This window comes from Mesorhizobium hawassense, assembly GCF_003289945.1.
GTDB lineage: Bacteria > Pseudomonadota > Alphaproteobacteria > Rhizobiales > Rhizobiaceae > Mesorhizobium > Mesorhizobium hawassense.
The window spans coordinates 672,886-690,639 of the sequence record NZ_QMBP01000001.1 but is presented as its reverse complement, the minus strand read 5'-3'; the positions used below and the strand labels follow the sequence as shown (position 1 = coordinate 690,639).

Annotated in this window: 16 protein-coding genes; 7 read left to right on the top strand and 9 right to left on the bottom strand. The window is 59.5% G+C overall.

The annotated features are described in order from the left end of the window. Positions 1–42: 42 nt before the first annotated feature. Positions 43–552, bottom strand: coding sequence for a hypothetical protein (locus DPM33_RS03090; protein WP_245441970.1), 510 nt, complete (start codon positions 550–552; stop codon positions 43–45). A gap of 193 nt (positions 553–745) precedes the next feature. On the opposite strand from DPM33_RS03090, the gene DPM33_RS03085 reads away from it, so the two are divergent. The 5 genes from DPM33_RS03085 (at position 746) to DPM33_RS03065 (ending at position 5,776) form a co-directional block, all read left to right on the top strand. Beyond that, complete coding sequence (locus DPM33_RS03085) at positions 746–979, top strand: helix-turn-helix domain-containing protein (RefSeq protein ID WP_112095428.1); 234 nt, start codon at positions 746–748, stop codon at positions 977–979. Between the two features lie 670 nt (positions 980–1,649). Further along, a complete protein-coding gene (locus DPM33_RS03080; RefSeq protein WP_112095426.1) occupies positions 1,650–2,750 on the top strand; it encodes a HigA family addiction module antitoxin in 1,101 nt (366 codons plus the stop codon). A gap of 260 nt (positions 2,751–3,010) precedes the next feature. Further along, entirely contained in the window at positions 3,011–4,204 is a 1,194-nt protein-coding gene (locus tag DPM33_RS03075) for an SAVED domain-containing protein (RefSeq protein ID WP_112095424.1), read from the top strand. Then, on the top strand, positions 4,197–5,093 hold the full coding sequence (locus DPM33_RS03070; RefSeq protein ID WP_112095422.1) for a nucleotidyltransferase family protein: 897 nt from the start codon (positions 4,197–4,199) through the stop codon (positions 5,091–5,093). The genes DPM33_RS03075 and DPM33_RS03070 overlap by 8 nt, the downstream gene beginning before the upstream one ends. Further along, a complete protein-coding gene (locus tag DPM33_RS03065) occupies positions 5,093–5,776 on the top strand; it encodes a YchJ family protein (protein ID WP_112095420.1) in 684 nt (227 codons plus the stop codon). The genes DPM33_RS03070 and DPM33_RS03065 overlap by 1 nt, the downstream gene beginning before the upstream one ends. 110 nt (positions 5,777–5,886) lie before the next feature. Here DPM33_RS03065 and DPM33_RS03060 read toward each other — a convergent pair whose 3' ends face one another. The 7 genes from DPM33_RS03060 to DPM33_RS03030 all read right to left on the bottom strand — a co-directional run bounded on the left by DPM33_RS03060 (position 5,887) and on the right by DPM33_RS03030 (position 14,033). Continuing rightward, positions 5,887–6,102 (bottom strand): helix-turn-helix transcriptional regulator, encoded by a 216-nt coding sequence (locus DPM33_RS03060; RefSeq protein ID WP_112095947.1) that lies wholly within the window; start codon positions 6,100–6,102, stop codon positions 5,887–5,889. A 129-nt stretch (positions 6,103–6,231) separates the two neighbouring features. Then, a complete protein-coding gene (traA, locus tag DPM33_RS03055) occupies positions 6,232–9,273 on the bottom strand; it encodes a Ti-type conjugative transfer relaxase TraA (RefSeq protein ID WP_112095418.1) in 3,042 nt (1,013 codons plus the stop codon). 189 nt (positions 9,274–9,462) lie between these two features. After that, positions 9,463–10,089 carry a cysteine hydrolase family protein gene (locus DPM33_RS03050; RefSeq protein WP_112095945.1) on the bottom strand — a complete coding sequence of 209 codons (627 nt, stop codon included), beginning with the start codon at positions 10,087–10,089 and terminating at the stop codon, positions 9,463–9,465. 36 nt (positions 10,090–10,125) lie between these two features. Further along, complete coding sequence (locus DPM33_RS03045; RefSeq protein WP_112095416.1) at positions 10,126–10,650, bottom strand: hypothetical protein; 525 nt, start codon at positions 10,648–10,650, stop codon at positions 10,126–10,128. Between the two features lie 46 nt (positions 10,651–10,696). After that, positions 10,697–12,004: an epoxide hydrolase family protein gene (locus tag DPM33_RS03040; protein WP_112095414.1), complete on the bottom strand. Its 1,308-nt coding sequence runs from the start codon at positions 12,002–12,004 to the stop codon at positions 10,697–10,699. 90 nt (positions 12,005–12,094) lie between these two features. Continuing rightward, complete coding sequence (locus DPM33_RS03035) at positions 12,095–12,916, bottom strand: enoyl-CoA hydratase/isomerase family protein (protein ID WP_167448925.1); 822 nt, start codon at positions 12,914–12,916, stop codon at positions 12,095–12,097. Positions 12,917–12,986: 70 nt separating this feature from the next. Then, positions 12,987–14,033: an alpha/beta fold hydrolase gene (locus DPM33_RS03030; RefSeq protein ID WP_112095411.1), complete on the bottom strand. Its 1,047-nt coding sequence runs from the start codon at positions 14,031–14,033 to the stop codon at positions 12,987–12,989. A 251-nt stretch (positions 14,034–14,284) separates the two neighbouring features. Between DPM33_RS03030 and DPM33_RS03025 the strand changes: the two genes are divergently transcribed. Together DPM33_RS03025 and DPM33_RS03020 are read left to right on the top strand one after the other, a co-directional pair. Next, the gene (locus DPM33_RS03025; protein ID WP_146770188.1) at positions 14,285–15,256 is read left to right on the top strand and encodes a helix-turn-helix domain-containing protein; all 972 of its coding nucleotides are present in this window, start codon (positions 14,285–14,287) and stop codon (positions 15,254–15,256) included. Between the two features lie 65 nt (positions 15,257–15,321). After that, positions 15,322–16,260, top strand: a complete 939-nt coding sequence (locus DPM33_RS03020; protein WP_112095407.1) for a DMT family transporter — start codon at positions 15,322–15,324, stop codon at positions 16,258–16,260. Positions 16,261–16,801: 541 nt separating this feature from the next. Here the strand turns inward: DPM33_RS03020 and DPM33_RS03015 are convergent. Then, the gene (locus tag DPM33_RS03015; protein ID WP_112095405.1) at positions 16,802–17,725 is read right to left on the bottom strand and encodes a LysR family transcriptional regulator; all 924 of its coding nucleotides are present in this window, start codon (positions 17,723–17,725) and stop codon (positions 16,802–16,804) included. Positions 17,726–17,754: the final 29 nt, after the last annotated feature.

Genomic DNA, 17,754 nt, shown 5'->3' with positions numbered 1-17,754 from the left:
CTCAGTGGCGAATGGCCGTTATGTACGCTGTTGTTTCTTTTCTCACTCCGCTTTTATGGCAAGGGTGGGTCTCTGCCTCAAGTCCGGATCCTCGGTTTGCTGCTCCAGACCGACTAAGTCGGCAGCCATCGCGCGGTATCGCCTGCAATCTGCATCGATGACCGATCGATCTGGCCGCCCTAGCGGCAGGCCCCCCGTGATCTCCTTCAAGTCATCAAGTACTGAAGCTATATGCGGCCAGGGAAAGTCGGTGGGATCGTCGATGTCGCGATCTGCGCCGGCGATGATTTCGAGCTTTGCGACAACGCCAAGAAGCGACCGCGCCGGTGTTTGAGGCAGTTCGTCCTGAAGCTTTAAGGCAGCCGTCATAGCTTCGACTTCCGCTTGATAGGCGATCGAGTAGCTAACCTTCTCATCCATCGCTTCCCGGCGCGCTGCGTCGAGTACGCGCGTCTCCAACCGCTGTTGCAGACGACACAACACCAGTGAGACCCGTTGGGCCTGCCGCCAGCTTGTGAATAACGCAATAGCCGGATCCGAGCTGGTTTCCATGCCCGTGCCGCTCTCCCGACGCTGGGGTGCTAGCCCGCCGTTCCGGCCTAAAGTGGCCTTAAGTGCTGCAGCCATCATTCGATCGACCATCAGTTCCAGGCTCCCGTGCTTAGCTGCGAGGATCCTAGCACAATGAATCTTTGTAGAGAATACTCCGTGGAGAAATACTCTTCAATTAGTTGATCTCCCACCCATGGAGATACGTGAGGTATTCGCTCGGAATTTGCGAACGGCCCGGCTAGCCAAAGGTCTGTCGCAGGAGGAGCTTGCACACCGCGCCGACATTGATCGTACGTACATCAGCTCCTTGGAGAGAGGCGTCTACAACGCCAGCATTGATGTAGTCGATCGTCTCGCCAAGGCGCTGGAAATCGAAGTGGCGGAGTTGCTCTCTAGAAAAAAGTCGGGGACGATCAAACGACACTAAATGGGCCTGTGCGGTCAACGATGTCGGACGTTGAGATGGGTTTTCGCGCAAGCCGACGTTGAATCTGATAGCGCGTGGCAGTTGACCAAAGCGCTGCTCCTTCGGCAATTCCGACCAGCCAAGCCAAGACCATCCGCAGCTAGATATCGCAAGCGGCGGTACCGGCTAGGATCAAAACGGCCGCTTTGCGCATTGGTGGATATATGGCGCCGAAGCTGAAGCGTCTTAACTCGCGGCATCGGACGGGCGATCACTTGGCAAGGACGGTGAGTCCCACGGCGTTGCGCTGCTCCAGGAAATCTGTTACCTAATGGGAAACAGATTCGAGGCGGCGCTTGAAGATTTGTTTCCCCGATCAAGCCCGACAGGACTTGTACAATTGCCGTAGCAACCTCGTTCGTTTTCTGGGCAAGGATGTGGCGCGCCTGCTCTGCTGCCGGTTGGCAGTTCTCCAAGCCGCGCCCACATTGGCCGAGGTGCCCACCTCACCACCGATCAGCCTTGCCCCCGGCAGGTCATCTGGAAAGTTCACCATTGCCGTTGGAAAGAGCCACAGGCTTGAACTACGCGTGAAAAGCCGTGCGAAGGTGCGGCGCGTCGTTCCGGCTTCCGTCACAGAAATCGAAATCGTAGATTTGACTAGGATTCCCGCTGCGGAAGGGAAAGCAAAATGACAAACCAAGTTCACACTTTTCAGCCGGATCATAGCACACCACCAGGGGACCTAATCCAAGAGTATCTGGACGAGCTAGGCATTTCCGCGCGTGAGCTTGCTCGGCGGTGCGGACGATCTGGCAAGCTTATCTCCGAGATCATCGCCGGAAAGGCACCAGTTGAGCCAGAGACCGCACTTCAGCTCGAACGCGTGCTGGAGGTATCGGCATCGGTCTGGATGAACATGGAAGCTGCGTATCGGCTACATGTGGCACGGGCATCCGAAGACCAGTCTCTGGCTGTTTCCTACGAGTGGGCGAAGGTGTTCCCTATCAAGGAGTTGGCCGAGCGACGCTGCCTTCAGAAGTTTTCCGACCACCCTAACCAAGTTAGAGAAATACTAACCTTCTTTGGTGTCGGAAGTGTCAAGGCATGCGAGGAGAAGATAGCAGATTTATTACAAGTTGACTTCAGAACATCGCCGAAATTCGATGCAGATCGACCCGCATTAGCTGCTTGGTTACGAATTGGCGAAAAACGTGCCGCTTCGATTGAAGCAGATTCTTATGATAAGGACGTCTTTCTGCGAACGTTAAGGGATCTGCGTAAGCTTACATGCGTACCGTTAGATAAGGCCTTACCAGAAATAGAGCGCCGTTGTGCGGCTGCCGGCGTCGTGTTCGTGCTCGAAAAGGCGCTTCCGAAGACTCGGGCGAGCGGTGCGTCACGCTGGCTATCGCCTCGCAAGGCTCTAATACAGCAGAGTGCACGTTATCTAACCGGCGATCATTTCTGGTTCACTTTCTTCCATGAATGCGCGCACCTTCTCCTTCACAGCCGCAAGGAGATATTCATCGATGTCCATTCGGGGCCTGGCAGCGCTAATCCGCAGCAAGAAGCCGAGGCGAACCTATGGGCGGCAGACTTTCTGGTTCCTTCGGCTGCTATGAAAAAGTTCCAGGAGACATTCTCAGGCGACGGCGCGGAGGTAGTCGAGTTCGCATCCAAGTGTGGAATCGCCCCCGGCATCGTCGTCGGTCAGTTGCAGCACAACGGCGCGCTTGGACATCATGCACTCAACCACCTCAAGGAACGGCTTGGCTGGAAATCAGAATGACTTGATACCGATTGCGCCTCATAAAATATGAAAAAAAATGATACGCAAAGCGTAACACAAAATTGACTTTGATCGACGAGCTGCTAGGCTCCGGGCATCGGCGACTTCCGCCATCCGGAGGCGATCATGACCATACCCGACCACGCTGACATCTTCGTTTCCAACGAGTCGTTCACATTTGTGCCCAAGCCGGTGCGCGACGATGACACACGGGCGCGCAAATCGCCTGTTCGGCAAGCAAGCACCCGCGGGAGAACAACATGATCCTCCGCAAGCGGGCCATTGCAGTGGAGGGTGACGATACCTTGCCGGTCGTGACGGCTCGCGGCATTCCGGAATTGACCCGGTCCACCCTAGCCGCGCTGTCCGCGGGCCGTTGCGAGTTCCGGGGCTGCAACAAGTTCCTCTTCGAGCATTCCCTGACCAAGGACCCCGGCAACTTCAGTGAGGCAGCGCATGTTGTTGCCTTCCGCGCGGCGGGGCCGCGCGGCGACGTCGCGGATCGGCCAGCCGAAATCAACAATATCGAGAATCTGATGCTGCTCTGCGCCGAGTGCCACCACAACATCGACACGCATCCCGAGGCCTTTCCGCGCGAGGAGTTGCTGGCGCACAAACGCGAGCACGAGGACCGCATCCGCATGTTAGCCGACCTCGGTCCCGAACTCCGCACCAATGTGCTGACGCTCAAGAGCCGCATCGGTGAGCGCGTTGTCGAAATCGGCAAGGACGAAGTCGTCGCGGCGCTGCGTCCGCGCTATCCGGCTTCGTCGCAGTTTCATGTCGTTGATCTGACCGATCTTGGCGATGAGATGGACCCTGACTTTTACCAGTTCGCTGCGCGCAAGCTGCGTGAGCGCGTCCGAGCGGTCTACGTCGATGGCGGCCCGATGAATGAAGTGAAACACCTGTCTGTGTTCGGCCTGGCGCCGATCCCCTTGTTGGTCGTACTTGGCAATGCGCTCAGCAACACAGTGCAGACCGATCTATTTCAGAGCCATCGCGACAAGGCAGACCGCTGGACTTGGCATGCCGGTGAAGACTCGACCAAATACGCGGTCGATCTGGTGCGCGAAGGCAGCGTCGAGGACAACGTCGCGGTGATCCTATCCTTGAGCGGCGCAATCTCGGAACCGGCCTTGCCGTTGCTGGTAGATGAGACGTTCTGGCTCTACCGTCTAACTCTCCATGGCGTCGCGCCTAACCCCGGCTTCTTGCGCACGCGCGGTGATCTCGCAGCGTTCCGGCTGGCTTACCGCCAGTTGCTCGCCGACCTCGTGCGACGGCATCCGACCCACAAGGTGATCCACGTCTTTCCTGCGGTCGCGGCCCCCGTCGCGATTTCGCTCGGTTTCGATTTGTTGCCCAAAGCACACCCGGCCTTGGCCATCTACGACTTCGATAAACGGGTGGGCGGTTTCGCAGAAAGGATCAGGGTGAACCACTATGAGTGACAACGATTATTTGAAGGATCTGCTCAAAAGCCAGAGGATGGAAGAGGGCTGCGACCAGTTGGTCGCATTGGATGAGGAGCGCGACAAGGTCGACGCGCTGCTCAGGGAAGCCTTCCCGAACTCCGATCCGGATTTCACCCACGGCGGTTCGCGTGCGAAAGGCACGATGATCCGCGAGGACTATGACCTCGACGAGGTCTGCTACTTCGACAATGACGACACCGGGCCCGGCGAAACTCTCGAAGAGATTTACAACAACGTCGCCGAGATGCTCGAGGACGAATACATCGTCGTGCGCAAACGTTCAGCACTGCGGCTGAAGTCCAAGAAGGGCAAGGATCTTTACGTCGACATCGTGCCGGGCCGTTACATTGACGACAACAGTACGGACGTGTTCCTGCATCAAAACGAGGGGGACAAAGAGCGTCTCAAGACTAATCTCGAAACCCATATCTCCTATGTCCGCGACAGCGGCTGCACCGATGTGATCCAGCTCGGCAAGCTGTGGCGCACGCGCAACGACATCCTGATCCGCACCTTCCCTCTGGAGCTGTTGATCATCGAAGTGCTGAGCGGTGACAACTCGGGGACCCTGCAGGAACGCTTCGAACGGGTGTTGACGGCGTTCGTTGACGAGATAGACGACATCGCCATCGAGGATCCGGCCAACCCTACGGGAAATGATCTCTCGTTCGCACTGACTGACAAGCTCCGCAACAGACTGCGCACCGTGGCCGAAGACACACTGGATACCGCAGGGGAGTACGGCTGGGAGCATGTGTTCGGCAAGGTGGAGAAGAAGGCGACCGTGCTGCCGCGCGTCGCCGCTCTGACCGCCGCGGCCGCTAGCGTCGGCGCCGCCGCTCCCCCGTGGTCAGATGAGGCGTGATGGAAAGGCCTTGGTTCGAGACAAATCCTGCGGCCTTTGACGAGCTTCGAGGTATCCTGCGGCGCCGGTATCCAACGTTGCACACGGAGGTAGCTGACCTGAAGGTTCGCATTGTAGGTACCTTCGCCGTTCTCGGTGATGTCGAGCTTTCAGACCGTTACAGCATCTGCGTCGAGCTGCCCAATGATTACCCGCGCTCGATTCCAAGCGTCTGGGAGACAGCAGGGCGCATCGAGCGCGTGATAGACCGCCATGTCTTCCCCCGAACGGGAGCGCTTTGTGTGGGCGTACCGGTCGAGCTGTGGGTCCGGCTGGCGGGTGATTTCGGAATCGTCAACTATCTCGAAAAGGCGCTCCGGCCTTACCTGATCGGCAACAGCCTTGTCGAAGAAGGCAAGCCTTGGCCCTTCGACGAAAGTCCACATGGAAGCGAAGGCGTGCTTGAGTTCTATCAACGGTTTATCGGCAACAGTGATCCCGCAGCAGTAGGCAATTTTCTCATCGCCATCTTGCAGAATCGGCTACGCGGTCACTGGAACTGTCCCTGCGGCAGCGGCAAACCTATCAGGAACTGCCACGAAACGAACGTTCGGGCGCTGCGTTCTTTGCCTAACTTTCTGCTGGCCTCATCAGTGGACCACATGATTTCTCTACTCGAGATGCAGACGGCGCGGTCCAATTAAGGCCAGCGCGCATAAGAGCGGAAGTCTGCATTCGACCCCTACTCCGTCATTGGATCGAAAGGAAGTGGAACCTATCCGTTGGCGGCCATGTGCCTGCCGACCGATTGCTGCTAGTCGCTATTGTTCGGCCGCGCTCTGGCGCACCACGAAACAGGATCAGTGATCCACCGATTGATGTCGGATTCACGCCAACCAGCGCCGTTGACGCTGATCTTGATCTGAGCCGGGAACGAGCCTTCGGCGATTTTGCGGTACATCGTTGAGCGGGACAAGCCGGTCCGCGCGAGGACGGTCCTAAGGCGAATGATACGATCCGGTTCAGGCATGGCTGCCTCGCCTTTCGCTGAGAACATTTGGCATCTGCTGGAACCAGACAGGACAACCCAAGGCTGGCGTGCAATCGGATTCGGCATCTCATCGACCTGGGGCGTTGGAATGGCGACAAATCGGAGGGTTTAGATCCCTATGCCACGCCCTCTGCCAATGCCGTGGCTGAACGCGAGTTCCGCGCCCAGGCGCCGGCCGGATTCGACCTGGATGCCAAGCGCCTTCTTATGATTGGCGAGTAGCGATTCCAGCTGCGGATCGCGCTCGAGGCTCTTGGCCATCTCGGACATGGCCGAGCGTGTTGACTGGTAGCCGGACATGTCGCCGACCTGGTATTGGTCCTGGCTCGTCTGGTGGAGCTTTTGCCAGCGTTCTACGAAACGGTCGGCGCGACGGCCCGGATCGATGTCCGTTCCGGTGCGGATTTCGGTTTCCAGCTGCAGAGCGAGCACGACGCGGTTGACGCGACCGGCCCCCGCTTCACGAACCAGCTCGGGATTCTTGACATAGGCCGCTTCGGCATCGCGCCAGCCATGCGGCCGAACCTTCTCGAAAGCGTCGCGCGCATCTCTCAATTCGCGCGTCTGCTCCAGACTGCCCTGCCCGCCCGCCTTTCCGCTGCTGATAGCAGCGTCGAGAGCACGCGCGTGGCGCACAAGCGCCTTCGTGCGAGCGCTGCGCAACGCCGCCTCCGCGTCCACCGACGCACCCGGTTCGCGCTGCGCACCCCTAGCAAACGCTTCTCTTCCAGGCGAGGCGCCGACGTCGCCGTTTTGCGCTCGACCGTCTTCCCTTCCCGGCTCCCGCCCCTGGCCAGGCCCGGCGTCTGCGGGCGAGCGCAACCCATCGAGCAACCCGCCGATCCTGTCGCGCAATTTCTCGGGAACGACCCGGCGCACGATCTCAACCACACGCTGTCGGAAAGTGATGCCGCGCCGCTCGGCATAGTGCTGCGCTGGGTCGATCTGATCGTAATCCGACGCCATGTCCTTGGCTCGGTCGCGCGTCAGCGTCCGGACGAGCCGTTCGCGGGTTGAGAAGTCATCGCTGCCGTGATGCAGATCCATCCTGTCGCGATGTCGTGACAACGCAACGTAGCTGCCATGCGCATCTATGCCTGGGGTCGCCAGCACATGCGTACGATCGACCGTCATGCCCTGGGCCTTGTGAATGGTGGCGGCATAGCCGTGGTCGATGTGGGAGTAGTCTTTCAGGTCAAACCGCACAGACCTGCCATCGTCGGTTTGTACCGTCATCCTCTGAATGCTAACCTCTTCGATAACACCGAGCGTGCCGTTCTTGACGTCGAGCCCGCGCTCGTTGCGCAGGAACATGACACGGTCGCCGCTTGCGAACGTCCTTGCACCGCGTTCGACATCCACATGAACCTCGTCGCCAAGATCTCCAGCAGCGCGCATACGCGCGCGCGCTGCCTTGTTGAGTGCGCGCACCTCGTCGTTCGTGTGGGTAAGAATGATCCGGCTTGCTTCTGGCTCTGCCTGCCTGTCGCGGTCCCAGCGTTCGACCAAATCGTTGCGCGCCTCGTCGCGCGTCGCAGCCTGATGCACCATGCCTTGCGCGTCATAGGCGCTGATCGCAGCGCCGATCCTGCCGGTTGCCAGATCGCGCGTGACGTGACGCTGCCAGTCCTCGCGCTGCCGGCGCACCTGACTGATCTCGACGCCGCCGTGACGTTCGTGGATGGAACGGAATGCAGCACCAGCCTCGATCGCCTGCAACTGCTGCGGATCGCCGACCAGCACGACCTTTGCGCCAGCGTCCGCGGCATAGGAGAGCACGCGTTCCAGCTGGCGCGTGCCGACCATGCCGGCCTCGTCGATCACCAGGACATCGCGGCCGGTGAGCAGATCGCGGCCCTGTCCCCACCCATGTTCCATGCTAGCGATAGTGCGAGACGAGATGCCGGAACCGCTTTCGAGATTCTCGGCCGCAATGCCGGAGAGTGCGGCACCTCGAACCTTGTAGCCTGCTGCTGCCCAAGCCTGGCGCGCGACCCCGAGCATCGCGCTCTTTCCCGTTCCGGCAAAACCGACAACGACACCAAGACCGCGGCCATCGGTGATGTGATCCAGTGCATCAGTCTGCTCACCTGACAGAACAAGACCGCGCTGCTTGGCATGCGCCATAGCCGCTGCACGATCCACGTCACTCACCCCATGACGCTCCTGCCCATCCATGCGTTGTGCCGCGTGGTGCAGGCGGTGTTCGGTCTCGATCATCTTCCGCGTAGTGAAGCGATCTTCGCCACGTCTGTCCTTGCCGAGCTCGACAAGGTCGGGCGAGTTGCTGATGGTGTCCATCACCGCGTTGAACTGCTCGATACCGTCGCTGTGCCGATGCGCGAACTTCGCAATGTCCTTTCGGGTGAAGGTCGATTGTTGATGCGTGATGGCATCAAGCGCCACAAATGGATCCGCAACGATCCGAGCTCCATTGTTGCGCGCAATCTCGCGGTGCAGTTCGGCTCGATCTGCTTCAATGCCGGCGCCATCAAGCCCGTTATTCTCAATGCGTTGGGCCGGCGCACCAATCTGGGTTTGCGGCTCCAATGCAATGCCCTGTGCCTCTAGACTGCGGTGATCGATGCGGGCGTCTATATCGAGTTCGGCAAGGCGTTCGTTGGCAAGCTCGGCCCATCGTTCCCGCCAGCGCTCGACCATCTGGGTAGAATTCCAGTCGCGCACCTTTGCGCCAAAGCCATCCCCGTCCACCGACCGCATGGTGAGCATGACATGCGCATGCGGTTTGAGATTTCCGTCCTCTGTTTTGTCCCAATGCACGTTGAGATCGGCGACCATGCCTCGGCTGACGAATTCGGCCTGCACGAAGTCACGCGCCAGTTCGATACCTTGCGCCTGGCTCAACTCGCGCGGCAGCGCAAACTCCACCTCGCGCGCAAGCTGCGCATCCTTGCGCATCTCGAATGCTTCGACATCGTTCCACAGCCGTTCGCGGTCGCTCCAGGCGTCCGGCGCATCGTCTGGCAGCAAGACCTCGGAATGGACGACGCCGCGTTTGGCCGAGAAGTCATGCGTGCGTTCGATGCGCTCGTCGCGCAGCCGCGAAGCCGATCGGTAGGCCGCTGACGCCACAGCGCTCGAGCCTGCCTTGCGGCCAATGACTTTGACATGAAGGTGATAGATCGCCATGGCGACCAGATCATTTGCACGTCAAAGCGCACGTCGGCACGACGTATAAGCGCGCCCTCCCTCGAAAAATTCTCGGGATGGACCAGCCCGTCCCGGGCTGTCTCGGCAATCTTGAAGCCTTCCGGTAGTTGGCGGCTTGGCGAGCGGGGCCGATCTCGGGTGGCAGACAATCGGTTTGCATCGGCGGGCTCAGCCCTGCCTGAGAGCTTTGACGAGTTCGCTGGTTTCCAAGATCGCATGCGCGTAGGTCGGGCCGTTCAGGTCATGTGCGGCGTGCATCATTTTCTTTGAGAGCGCGGCGGTCGCGTCCCGCACCAGTGTGACATGATAGCCGAGTTCGACGGCGTAGCGGGCCGTCGTTTCGATGCAGGTGTTTGCAAGCAAACCGACCAGGATAACGTGGGTGATGCCGTGTTGCCTGAGCACGAGGTCGAGATCCGTGTTAGCGAAACCACTCGAGCCCCAGTGTTCCTTGGCGACGATATCGCCGTCCTGCGGCGCGAATTCCGGGTGCCACTCGCCACCCCACTCACCACGGGCGAAGTGATGGCCGCGCATGACAGTGCGCTGCGAGGGACTAGGGTGTGACCAGCTCTCATAGTCGTGGGGCTCCCACCTACGGTGCGGGACGATGACGATCTGAATGCTAGCTTCGCGCGCCGCCTGCTTAATCGTGCGCAGATTGTCGATGAGTCCGACTTCCTCCGCGATTCCCTTGATGTGCGGCCACGTCTTGCCGCCCTCGGAAAGAAAATCATTGTATGGATCGACGAACAGGAGCGCCGTCGTTTCCTTCTTGTAGCTTGGTATCGACATGATGGGACCTCTTGAAAAGTTGATTGCTGCGAACACTCAGTTTTTGAGTGCGGCCCGCTCTATGCTGGCTGCAAAAAGGGGCGTCTCACCCTTGTTGTGAGCGATCGACATGGGTTGGCGTTGCGCGCGGAAGACCTCGAGAGGTATTCCTTGCCGGTCGAGAAAAGACGCGAACTCCTTCGTCGCGCTTGACCGGACATGGTTCGTGAACTCGCATCTTTTGCCGTCGATCGCTTTGACGCTCAGTTCCCATAGGATGTGAATCGTCGTGCGGCCCGTTGGCGTGAAGATGTCGGAATCCGATTCGAGGATCAGGTGGTCCTTCTTCGCGAGCTTCTCGACATAGTGCTGGACCAGCAGGCTGCCACCGATCACCTCCACGTTGATCGACATGCGCTTGCCGTCAGGCGTCGTGGTGAATCCAGCGGCGATATGGGCCGGCGAACACCCCTGATACTCATGCTCCGGCAGCGTAAAACACCACTTGGGGATGTCTACCTTGTCGACTGGGGCGTTGATGATGGCTGTGAAGCTTGATTCAACAATCTCGTCATTGCTCATTGTGAGCCTCCTGTCTCATTCATGTATGGGTATTCGTGGTTGTGCTTCAGATCTGGCGAATGGCGTTGAAACCCGCCCGGACCTCTTGGGCAAAGAGCTGGGGGTGCTCCCACGCAGCGTAGTGCCCGCCTTTGTCGACCTTGTTGAAGTAGACAAGCTTGTGATACGCGCGCTCAGTCCAACTCCGCGGGGCTTGATAGTTCTCGCCAGGAAATACGCTCACGGCAGCCGGCACGGAAATGTCGGCAGCGTTGTAAAGGCTGAAATCCAGTTCCCAATAGAACCGAGCCGAAGAAACCGCAGTGTTCGTCAGCCAGTAGAGCGTGAAGTCGTCGAGGACGTCGTCCCGGGTGAGATCGCCTGCCTCATGTCCATTGATGGTACGTCCGAGTACGGCCGAGGTCATTGCCGCCGCCGGCTGCCCGTAACCATCACCATGGTCAAAGAGCCAGCCGGCCAAGCCGACCGGCGAATCCGCCAATCCATATAGAGCTTGTGGCCGTGTCGCCATCATCTGTGCATAGGCTCGGCGTTTCGCAAACAGGACTTTGAGCTGCTCGAACGCGCGCCTTTCATCAGCGGAGAGCTCCGATGGGGCGGGGCTGCCGACCGCGAGCATCTTCGCGATGTCAGGTGGGATTGTGCCGGGGAAGTTGGTGTGAATGCCGAGCAACTCAGTGGGCTGCTGCTTGGCCATGGCGGTAACTACACCTGCGCCCAAATCGCCGCCCTGCGCCCCAAATTGCGTATACCCGAGACGCTTCATCAGCACGACCCAAGCGCGTGCGGTGCGTTCTGGATTCCAACCTGTAGCGGTCGGCTTGCCCGAAAAACCGAAGCCCGGCAAAGATGGAACCACCACATGGAATGCGTCCGATGCATCTCCGCCGTATGCGGTGGGGTTGGTGAGCGGATCGATGATCTTCAGCTGCTCGATGATAGAGCCTGGCCACCCATGTGTGACGACGAGCGGCAACGCATTTTCGTGCTTCGAGTGAACGTGGATAAAATGAATGTCCAGTCCATCGATCTCGGTGATGAATTGCGGCAGGGCATTGAGCTTAGCCTCGACCTTGCGCCAGTCGTATTCTGCCGACCAATAGCGTGCCAGTCCCTGCATAGTCGCAAGCGGTACGCCCTGTGATTCATCAGAGACCGTTTCCCGTTCAGGCCACCTCGTCGCTTTTATGCGCCTGCGCAAATCGACGAGTTCCGTTTCCGGGACGTCAATGCGGAACGGCCGCATTGCAGCGCTCTCGGCTGCCTGAGACATTTGCTTGCCAAGAAGGCTGAAAGCACCCGCTGCGGTCGCGGCGATAAGAACGTCCCGCCGAGTTTGTGATGTTTGAAACATACTGTTGTCCTAACTTTAGGCGTGAATTCCCAGCATCCTCATCAGCCCTGCTTGGGTGATACGGAGCTTCAAAATGAGGATGTTGCTAGCTTAGTGGCCGCCTAGGTCTTCTAGCATTTGGGCCAGATCCAGTTCCGCATCGCGGGTCTGGAAGCCATGCTTCATGGCTGTTTGTATTCGACCCTGTGCGTCGGGGTTCCTTGCGGCCTCGCCAAAGCGGTCGGAGTCGGAGCGAAACTCTGCGGCCGGCGCAAGGGCGATTGCGTTCACGCGTTCCTTGATCTGGGCTTGCGCTGCGGATGGAAAGCCGGCGATGCGATGAGCGAGCGACGCGACGAACTCGCCAAGTGCAGCCGCGGGAAGCGCCCGATTGATCCAGCCGTACCGCTCGGCGAGCTCTGCGTCGTAGTCACGGCCGCTTAGAATGGTCTCAAGCGCCCGTGCACGACCCATCTGGCGCGTCAGATGCTGGATACCGCCGGCGCCGGGAATCAACCCGAACCCAACTTCCGGCTGCCCGAAGATCGCGGACTCGTGCGCAGCGAAGCTCATATCGCAGGCTAGCGCGAACTCGCTGCCCGCCCCGCGCACGCGACCTTCGATCTGCGCAATGGTGATAAGTCGACTTGAGCTTAGGTATCGGAAGAGCATCCCAAGCGAGGCTTCGCCGGTGAGCGTTGCCGCTGCTTCCCGGTATGCACCGATCCGCGTCACGTCAACGTGGGAAATGAAATAGTCGGGGTCGCCGCTTTTGAACACGATCACGCGGATATTGTCGTCGGCCTCGGCTTGCTGAATGAGAGAAACCAGATCGCGCACCAGCTCCGGCCCCAGAAGGTTCATGGGCGGGGCGGCAATTTCCGTGAAAAGAACGGCCGCTTCCCTACGCACCGTGAGCGTCTCGAAATTCATGCGAGTCTCCTGCATCTTGGGGTGGACCGCGCTCCCCCGACTAAGGAGCAGCGCGCGGTCAATCTTTTGTTCACTGCGCAGCGACCGATCCGTCGCGGTAGGGGGTCAAGAACGGAGTCAGTGCCGCCACCAGTTGTTCGGGCGCTTCCTCGGCGACCCAGTGACCACTGCCAGGGATGATTACGCTTTGCACGTTGTCGGCGACGAGCCTCATCGTGTTGGCGGTCCCTTCCCCGAGACCTTTTTCTCCCCCAACCGCCAGGACAGGGAGGCTCAGCCGCTGTGTCTTGCGCTGCGCATTCTGCGCAATCGTGGTGTCGATCGCGCGATAGGATCCGAAGCTGCCGCGCAGGGCATCAGGGCTCGACGCTAATCGATCGACATAATATTTGACGACGTTTGAGGGCAGAGGTGTCCCTGCCGACTGGGCGTACTCCGCGCCGAAATAAACGGCTTCGCGTCCACGAACCAGGCGCTCATTCACGTCACCGTCGAGCCGGTTGAATGCGATGTGCCAGAGCCGCTTGTTCAGGGGCCCGGGGGTGATCAGCGGCGGCGAAGGAGTGACGCCAGTGATGATTGCCTCGCCAACGACAAGGCGCTCCACACGTTCCGGATGATCCGCCGCAAGTGCGTAGGCGATCCCCATGCCGGTGTCGAAGCCTACTGTCGCAAACCGCTTGTGGCCGAGCGCATTCATCAGTGCGACGAGATCGTTCGCTTGCGTGCCGGAGTCGTATCCACCCTGCGGTTTGTCGGACAGACCGATCCCGCGCTGGTCGACGGCGATCACGCGGAAGCTCCGTGCCAGCGCGGGCATGATCAAGCGCCATTGGTACCAGCTTTGCGGCCAGCCGTGGATCAGCAGCAACGGCGGTCCGTCACCGCCTACCACCGCGTGCAGACGAACGCCATTGACGGTGTAAAACCGGCTCTCAAAGACGTCGTTGAAGCCTTCCGGGAGATGCGGCGCTCCTGACACAGAGCCAGGACCGGCGGGAGTTGACATGCTCGCTGCTGCTTGGGAGCTCTGCGGGCCAAGCAGGCCGACGGCGCCGGCGGCCGCTGTAATGGCAAGAACATCTCGCCGGTTCGGTAACGATGAGCTCGTGGACATGGCTGTCTCCTACGTTCAATGCAAGCGCGACCAAGTGAGTGACCCTCAACCGGTCCGCTTCGACAATGACCATATGCAGCCGATCCCCCCGTGTTTTCTTGTCGATTCCTTACCTCCCAGCATTTAATCTTGCCGTGATCGAAGTCGACTGTTGCTACCTTGGTATGATGGAACGCTGACGTGTAGCCGCCTATCTAGGCTAAGGAAACGTGGGCATATGCATGCCCTTGGACTTGCCAAGTGCCTAAAGGGTGACCATCTGCGCCGAAAAGCGAGCGATTTGTCACCCCACCTCGCCGCCAGCGAATTTCGTGTCGATTTTGCAGATGAAGCAGTCTGGATCAGATAGCAATCAGTCTAGGGCGTGGAGCGACGATGCGTTCCAGGCCACGGAGTTCCTGTTCGCTGATTATCGCGATTTCGTCTTTCCTCCACACGTGCACGAAACTTTCGCAATAGGCGTGATCGAGGCTGGTGGACAGCAATTTCGGCCGGGCCGTGCAAGTTCGCTTGTCATGCCTGCCGGCACATTGTGCGTCATCAACCCAGGTGTGGTGCATGAGGGCCGGCCGTCAAGCGCGGAGGGTTGGCGCTATCGGATGTTCTATCCTTCTCCCGCGCTCGTCGGTCGCATGCTCGAGGACGCCAAGACGGGTCCGGTCGGGGAATGGGGACTTGGAGGCCACGTCATTGACGACGTCGAGCTCTACAATGAATTCGAAGCTTTGCATCTGTCATCGCAGCTTACCGAGAGCTTGCTGGAAAGAGAGTCACGGATCGCCGTATTTGTTCGCAGGCTGTTTGCGCGTCACGGAAGTTTTTCGCCAGAACGGAGCCATGCGCGCGTTGCCCCCCGCACAGTAGCGATCGTCCGTGACTACCTTCACGCCATGGCGGAAAGTCAAGTCAGCATTTCCGATCTCGCGGATGTGGCCGGGGTCTCGGGCACACAGGTGATCCGGGCCTTCTCGGCCGGGACAGGTATGCCGCCACATTCGTATCTCGTCAGTCTGCGGGTGGAGCGGGCCAAAATGCTCTTGAGAACAGGAACCTCTCCAGCCGAAACGGCACTCGAGGTGGGTTTTTCGGATCAAAGTCAGCTTACTCGCCATTTCAAACGACTCACCGGAGTGACCCCCGGGCGGTTCGCCGCAGAGACCTCACCGAAGAAGGTAAGGAATCGACAAGACGGGACGGGGTCGAGGCCCCACCTTCTGCGGTAGGTCGGACTATCTTCAACTAGCATCGCCATTCTCGCCGACCTGAGGAGCGAATTCAGGTGCGAGATATGAAGTCCGTAAGCGAGTCGTCCAGCCCTCGTCGCGATGCAAGTTCGCCGTTGATACCTGGTTTGGTTTCCTCGTCCCTATTGGTTCTGCTCGGTGTCATCTGGGGTACCAACTTCCTATTCATTAAAATGGCGGTCGCCGTCGTGCCGCCGCTGGAAGTGGCGTGGCTGCGAACTATCTTCGGCGCACTCCCCATCGCCATCTTTGCCCTTGCACGAGGATCGCTGGGGAGGACCGACTGGCGCTTTGCGCACCACTTCGCCGCCATGGCGCTCTTGGCCAATGTCGGCCCATATGTTTGCTTCGTCATCGGCACCGCTAATCTTCCATCCGGGGTTGCCGGGGTCCTCAGCGGGGCTATTCCATTCGTCACCGCGGGGATCGTCGCCGTCGCGCTTCCCGCAGAGCGGTTGACCAGTGTTAAGGCGCTTGGCCTAGGGATCGGCTTTGCGGGCATTCTTTTGGTCGCGCCGCTTGGCCGCGGAGCGGCCTTGACCAGCGGCGGCTCGCCGTTGATCGGAGTGGCGGCGATGGTGGCCGGATCGGCAAGTTATGCGCTGGCCTTGGTTTATGCGAGGCGGTTCATGGTGTCACTGGGCCTTGGTCCGGTTAAGCTGGCTACCTACCAGATGGTCTTTGCAGCTTTTCTTTTGGCCCCCTTCGCGGCCCCGGGACATTGGAGCGAGCTAGCTGTCCATAGAGAGGCTCTGCTGGCGCTGATCTTCGGACTGGGTCTGGCTGGGACGGGGATCGCTTTCGTCATCTATTACCAGCTCATCCAGATGTTAGGAGCGTTGAAGGCCGCGTCGGTCTATTACATTCCGCCGGTCGTCGCTCTCGTGGTTGGATGGGCCGTCGCCGGTGAGACGATAACGCTAGTCCAGGCGATTGGAGCAACACTCGTCATGGCCGGCATCTTCTTTGCAAACCGGAATTGAAACGAGAATCACAGAAAATTCGCCGCTTGCCCGGATGCACCCGAATTTGAGCGGTCAGTTGCCATTTCGTCGATCCGCTAACGAGCGGAACATTGGGTCAAAGACGCTAGGTTAAGGCCGAGGTTACTTGATCAGTGCGGAACGATTTGCGGGTGCCCGCTAAAGGCGCAGCGTCGTCCGGCTTGCTGGCCGTAACGTGCGCTTTTAGGCGATGGCAAAGCTGGCCCAAATGGCGGAGATGCGGGCGCAAAGCTGCCGTCGAAATCGCACGCGGGTAGCCTAAAATCCGGCGGGTCAGCCATGCTGACATTGTGGCTAATTAAATGGCGCGCCATGATCGAGGCCGGGAAAGGCCCTATGGGTCGGGCGCGTTCGCCCAACATCGACGGATACTGCGGCGCGACCCGACTTCTTCCGCGACTGACGCTCGCCCATTTGCAATCGAGGTATCGCAGCCCATCCGCAATGCAGAGTGATCGGCATTCGACGTGGCATTGCGGGAAGCTCTACATTTGGCTGTCGGCATGAAATTGAGGCCACTCTATCTTAGGATAGTCGCTCGCGATCGCAGCGGAATCCAGAGGGGACTCTTCCAGGCCTTCAGTTCGTCGAGAAATACCTGCAGCTTCGCCGGCAGAAATCGGCGCGTCGGATAGACGGCATGCACGAAGATTTCCGGCGACGACCAATCAGGCAGAAGCCGGACGAGTTCCCCGCTCGCGATCTGAGCATCACAGTAGGTTGATGGCAGCAGGCCGATACCGTGGCCCCGATAGGTGAAAGCGCTCACCGCCTGGAAATCTCTCGCCGCCACCGGCCCCGAGACGTGGAGCTTGATGGATTTCTTGCCGCTGACCAGATGCCATTCCACCTCATTGTTTCGCGCCTGCAGGAGCACGCATCGATGTTGGCGCAGGTCCTCGGGCCGCGATAGGGGAATCCGACCGTGCAGATATTCCGGCGTGGCGACGACATAGCGCACGCTCTTTCCGATGCGCTGCGCGATCAGACTCGAATCCCGCAGTTCGCCAAAACGGATAGCGACGTCGATATTTTCGGCTATCAGGTCCAGGAACTGGTTGGTGATGAACAGGTCGGCCTGGATATGCGGATAGGTCTTCAGAAATGAGGACAGGAACTCGTAGAACGGCTCCTGGCCAAGGATAGCCGGCGCGGAGATCCGCAGAAGACCCTCCGGCTGCTTCTGCGTCTGGGTAAGCACCCCTTCGGCGTCGAAGAGCTCGCTCAGCGGCTCGCTGCATTGATTGTAATAGGCACGACCTTGTGCCGTCAGGCTGAGCTTGCGCGTCGTCCGATGCAGAAGGGTCACGCCCAGCTTTTCCTCTAGGGCCGTGACCCTGCGGCTGACGGTGGAGACGGGCATGCCGAGCGCGTGCGCGGCACGGCTGAAGCTCTCGAACTGTGCAACCCTTACGAAGACGGCGATGTCGTTCAGATCGGCCATGTCTGGATTTTTGCATAGGTGCAAAAGAC

Bases quoted from the DNA above. Each gene is read 5' to 3' on its own strand.
- DPM33_RS03090 (WP_245441970.1), bottom strand. From the start codon at position 552: ATGGAAACCAGCTCGGATCCGGCTATTGCGTTATTCACAAGCTGGCGG.
- DPM33_RS03015 (WP_112095405.1), bottom strand. From the start codon at position 17,725: ATGGCCGATCTGAACGACATCGCCGTCTTCGTAAGGGTTGCACAGTTC.
- DPM33_RS03075 (WP_112095424.1), top strand. From the start codon at position 3,011: ATGATCCTCCGCAAGCGGGCCATTGCAGTGGAGGGTGACGATACCTTG.
- DPM33_RS03040 (WP_112095414.1), bottom strand. From the start codon at position 12,004: ATGTTTCAAACATCACAAACTCGGCGGGACGTTCTTATCGCCGCGACC.
- DPM33_RS03030 (WP_112095411.1), bottom strand. From the start codon at position 14,033: ATGTCCACGAGCTCATCGTTACCGAACCGGCGAGATGTTCTTGCCATT.
- DPM33_RS03060 (WP_112095947.1), bottom strand. From the start codon at position 6,102: ATGCCTGAACCGGATCGTATCATTCGCCTTAGGACCGTCCTCGCGCGG.
- DPM33_RS03050 (WP_112095945.1), bottom strand. From the start codon at position 10,089: ATGTCGATACCAAGCTACAAGAAGGAAACGACGGCGCTCCTGTTCGTC.
- DPM33_RS03065 (WP_112095420.1), top strand. From the start codon at position 5,093: ATGGAAAGGCCTTGGTTCGAGACAAATCCTGCGGCCTTTGACGAGCTT.
- DPM33_RS03020 (WP_112095407.1), top strand. From the start codon at position 15,322: ATGAAGTCCGTAAGCGAGTCGTCCAGCCCTCGTCGCGATGCAAGTTCG.
- DPM33_RS03085 (WP_112095428.1), top strand. From the start codon at position 746: ATGGAGATACGTGAGGTATTCGCTCGGAATTTGCGAACGGCCCGGCTA.
- DPM33_RS03080 (WP_112095426.1), top strand. From the start codon at position 1,650: ATGACAAACCAAGTTCACACTTTTCAGCCGGATCATAGCACACCACCA.
- traA (WP_112095418.1), bottom strand. From the start codon at position 9,273: ATGGCGATCTATCACCTTCATGTCAAAGTCATTGGCCGCAAGGCAGGC.
- DPM33_RS03045 (WP_112095416.1), bottom strand. From the start codon at position 10,650: ATGAGCAATGACGAGATTGTTGAATCAAGCTTCACAGCCATCATCAAC.
- DPM33_RS03070 (WP_112095422.1), top strand. From the start codon at position 4,197: ATGAGTGACAACGATTATTTGAAGGATCTGCTCAAAAGCCAGAGGATG.
- DPM33_RS03035 (WP_167448925.1), bottom strand. From the start codon at position 12,916: ATGAATTTCGAGACGCTCACGGTGCGTAGGGAAGCGGCCGTTCTTTTC.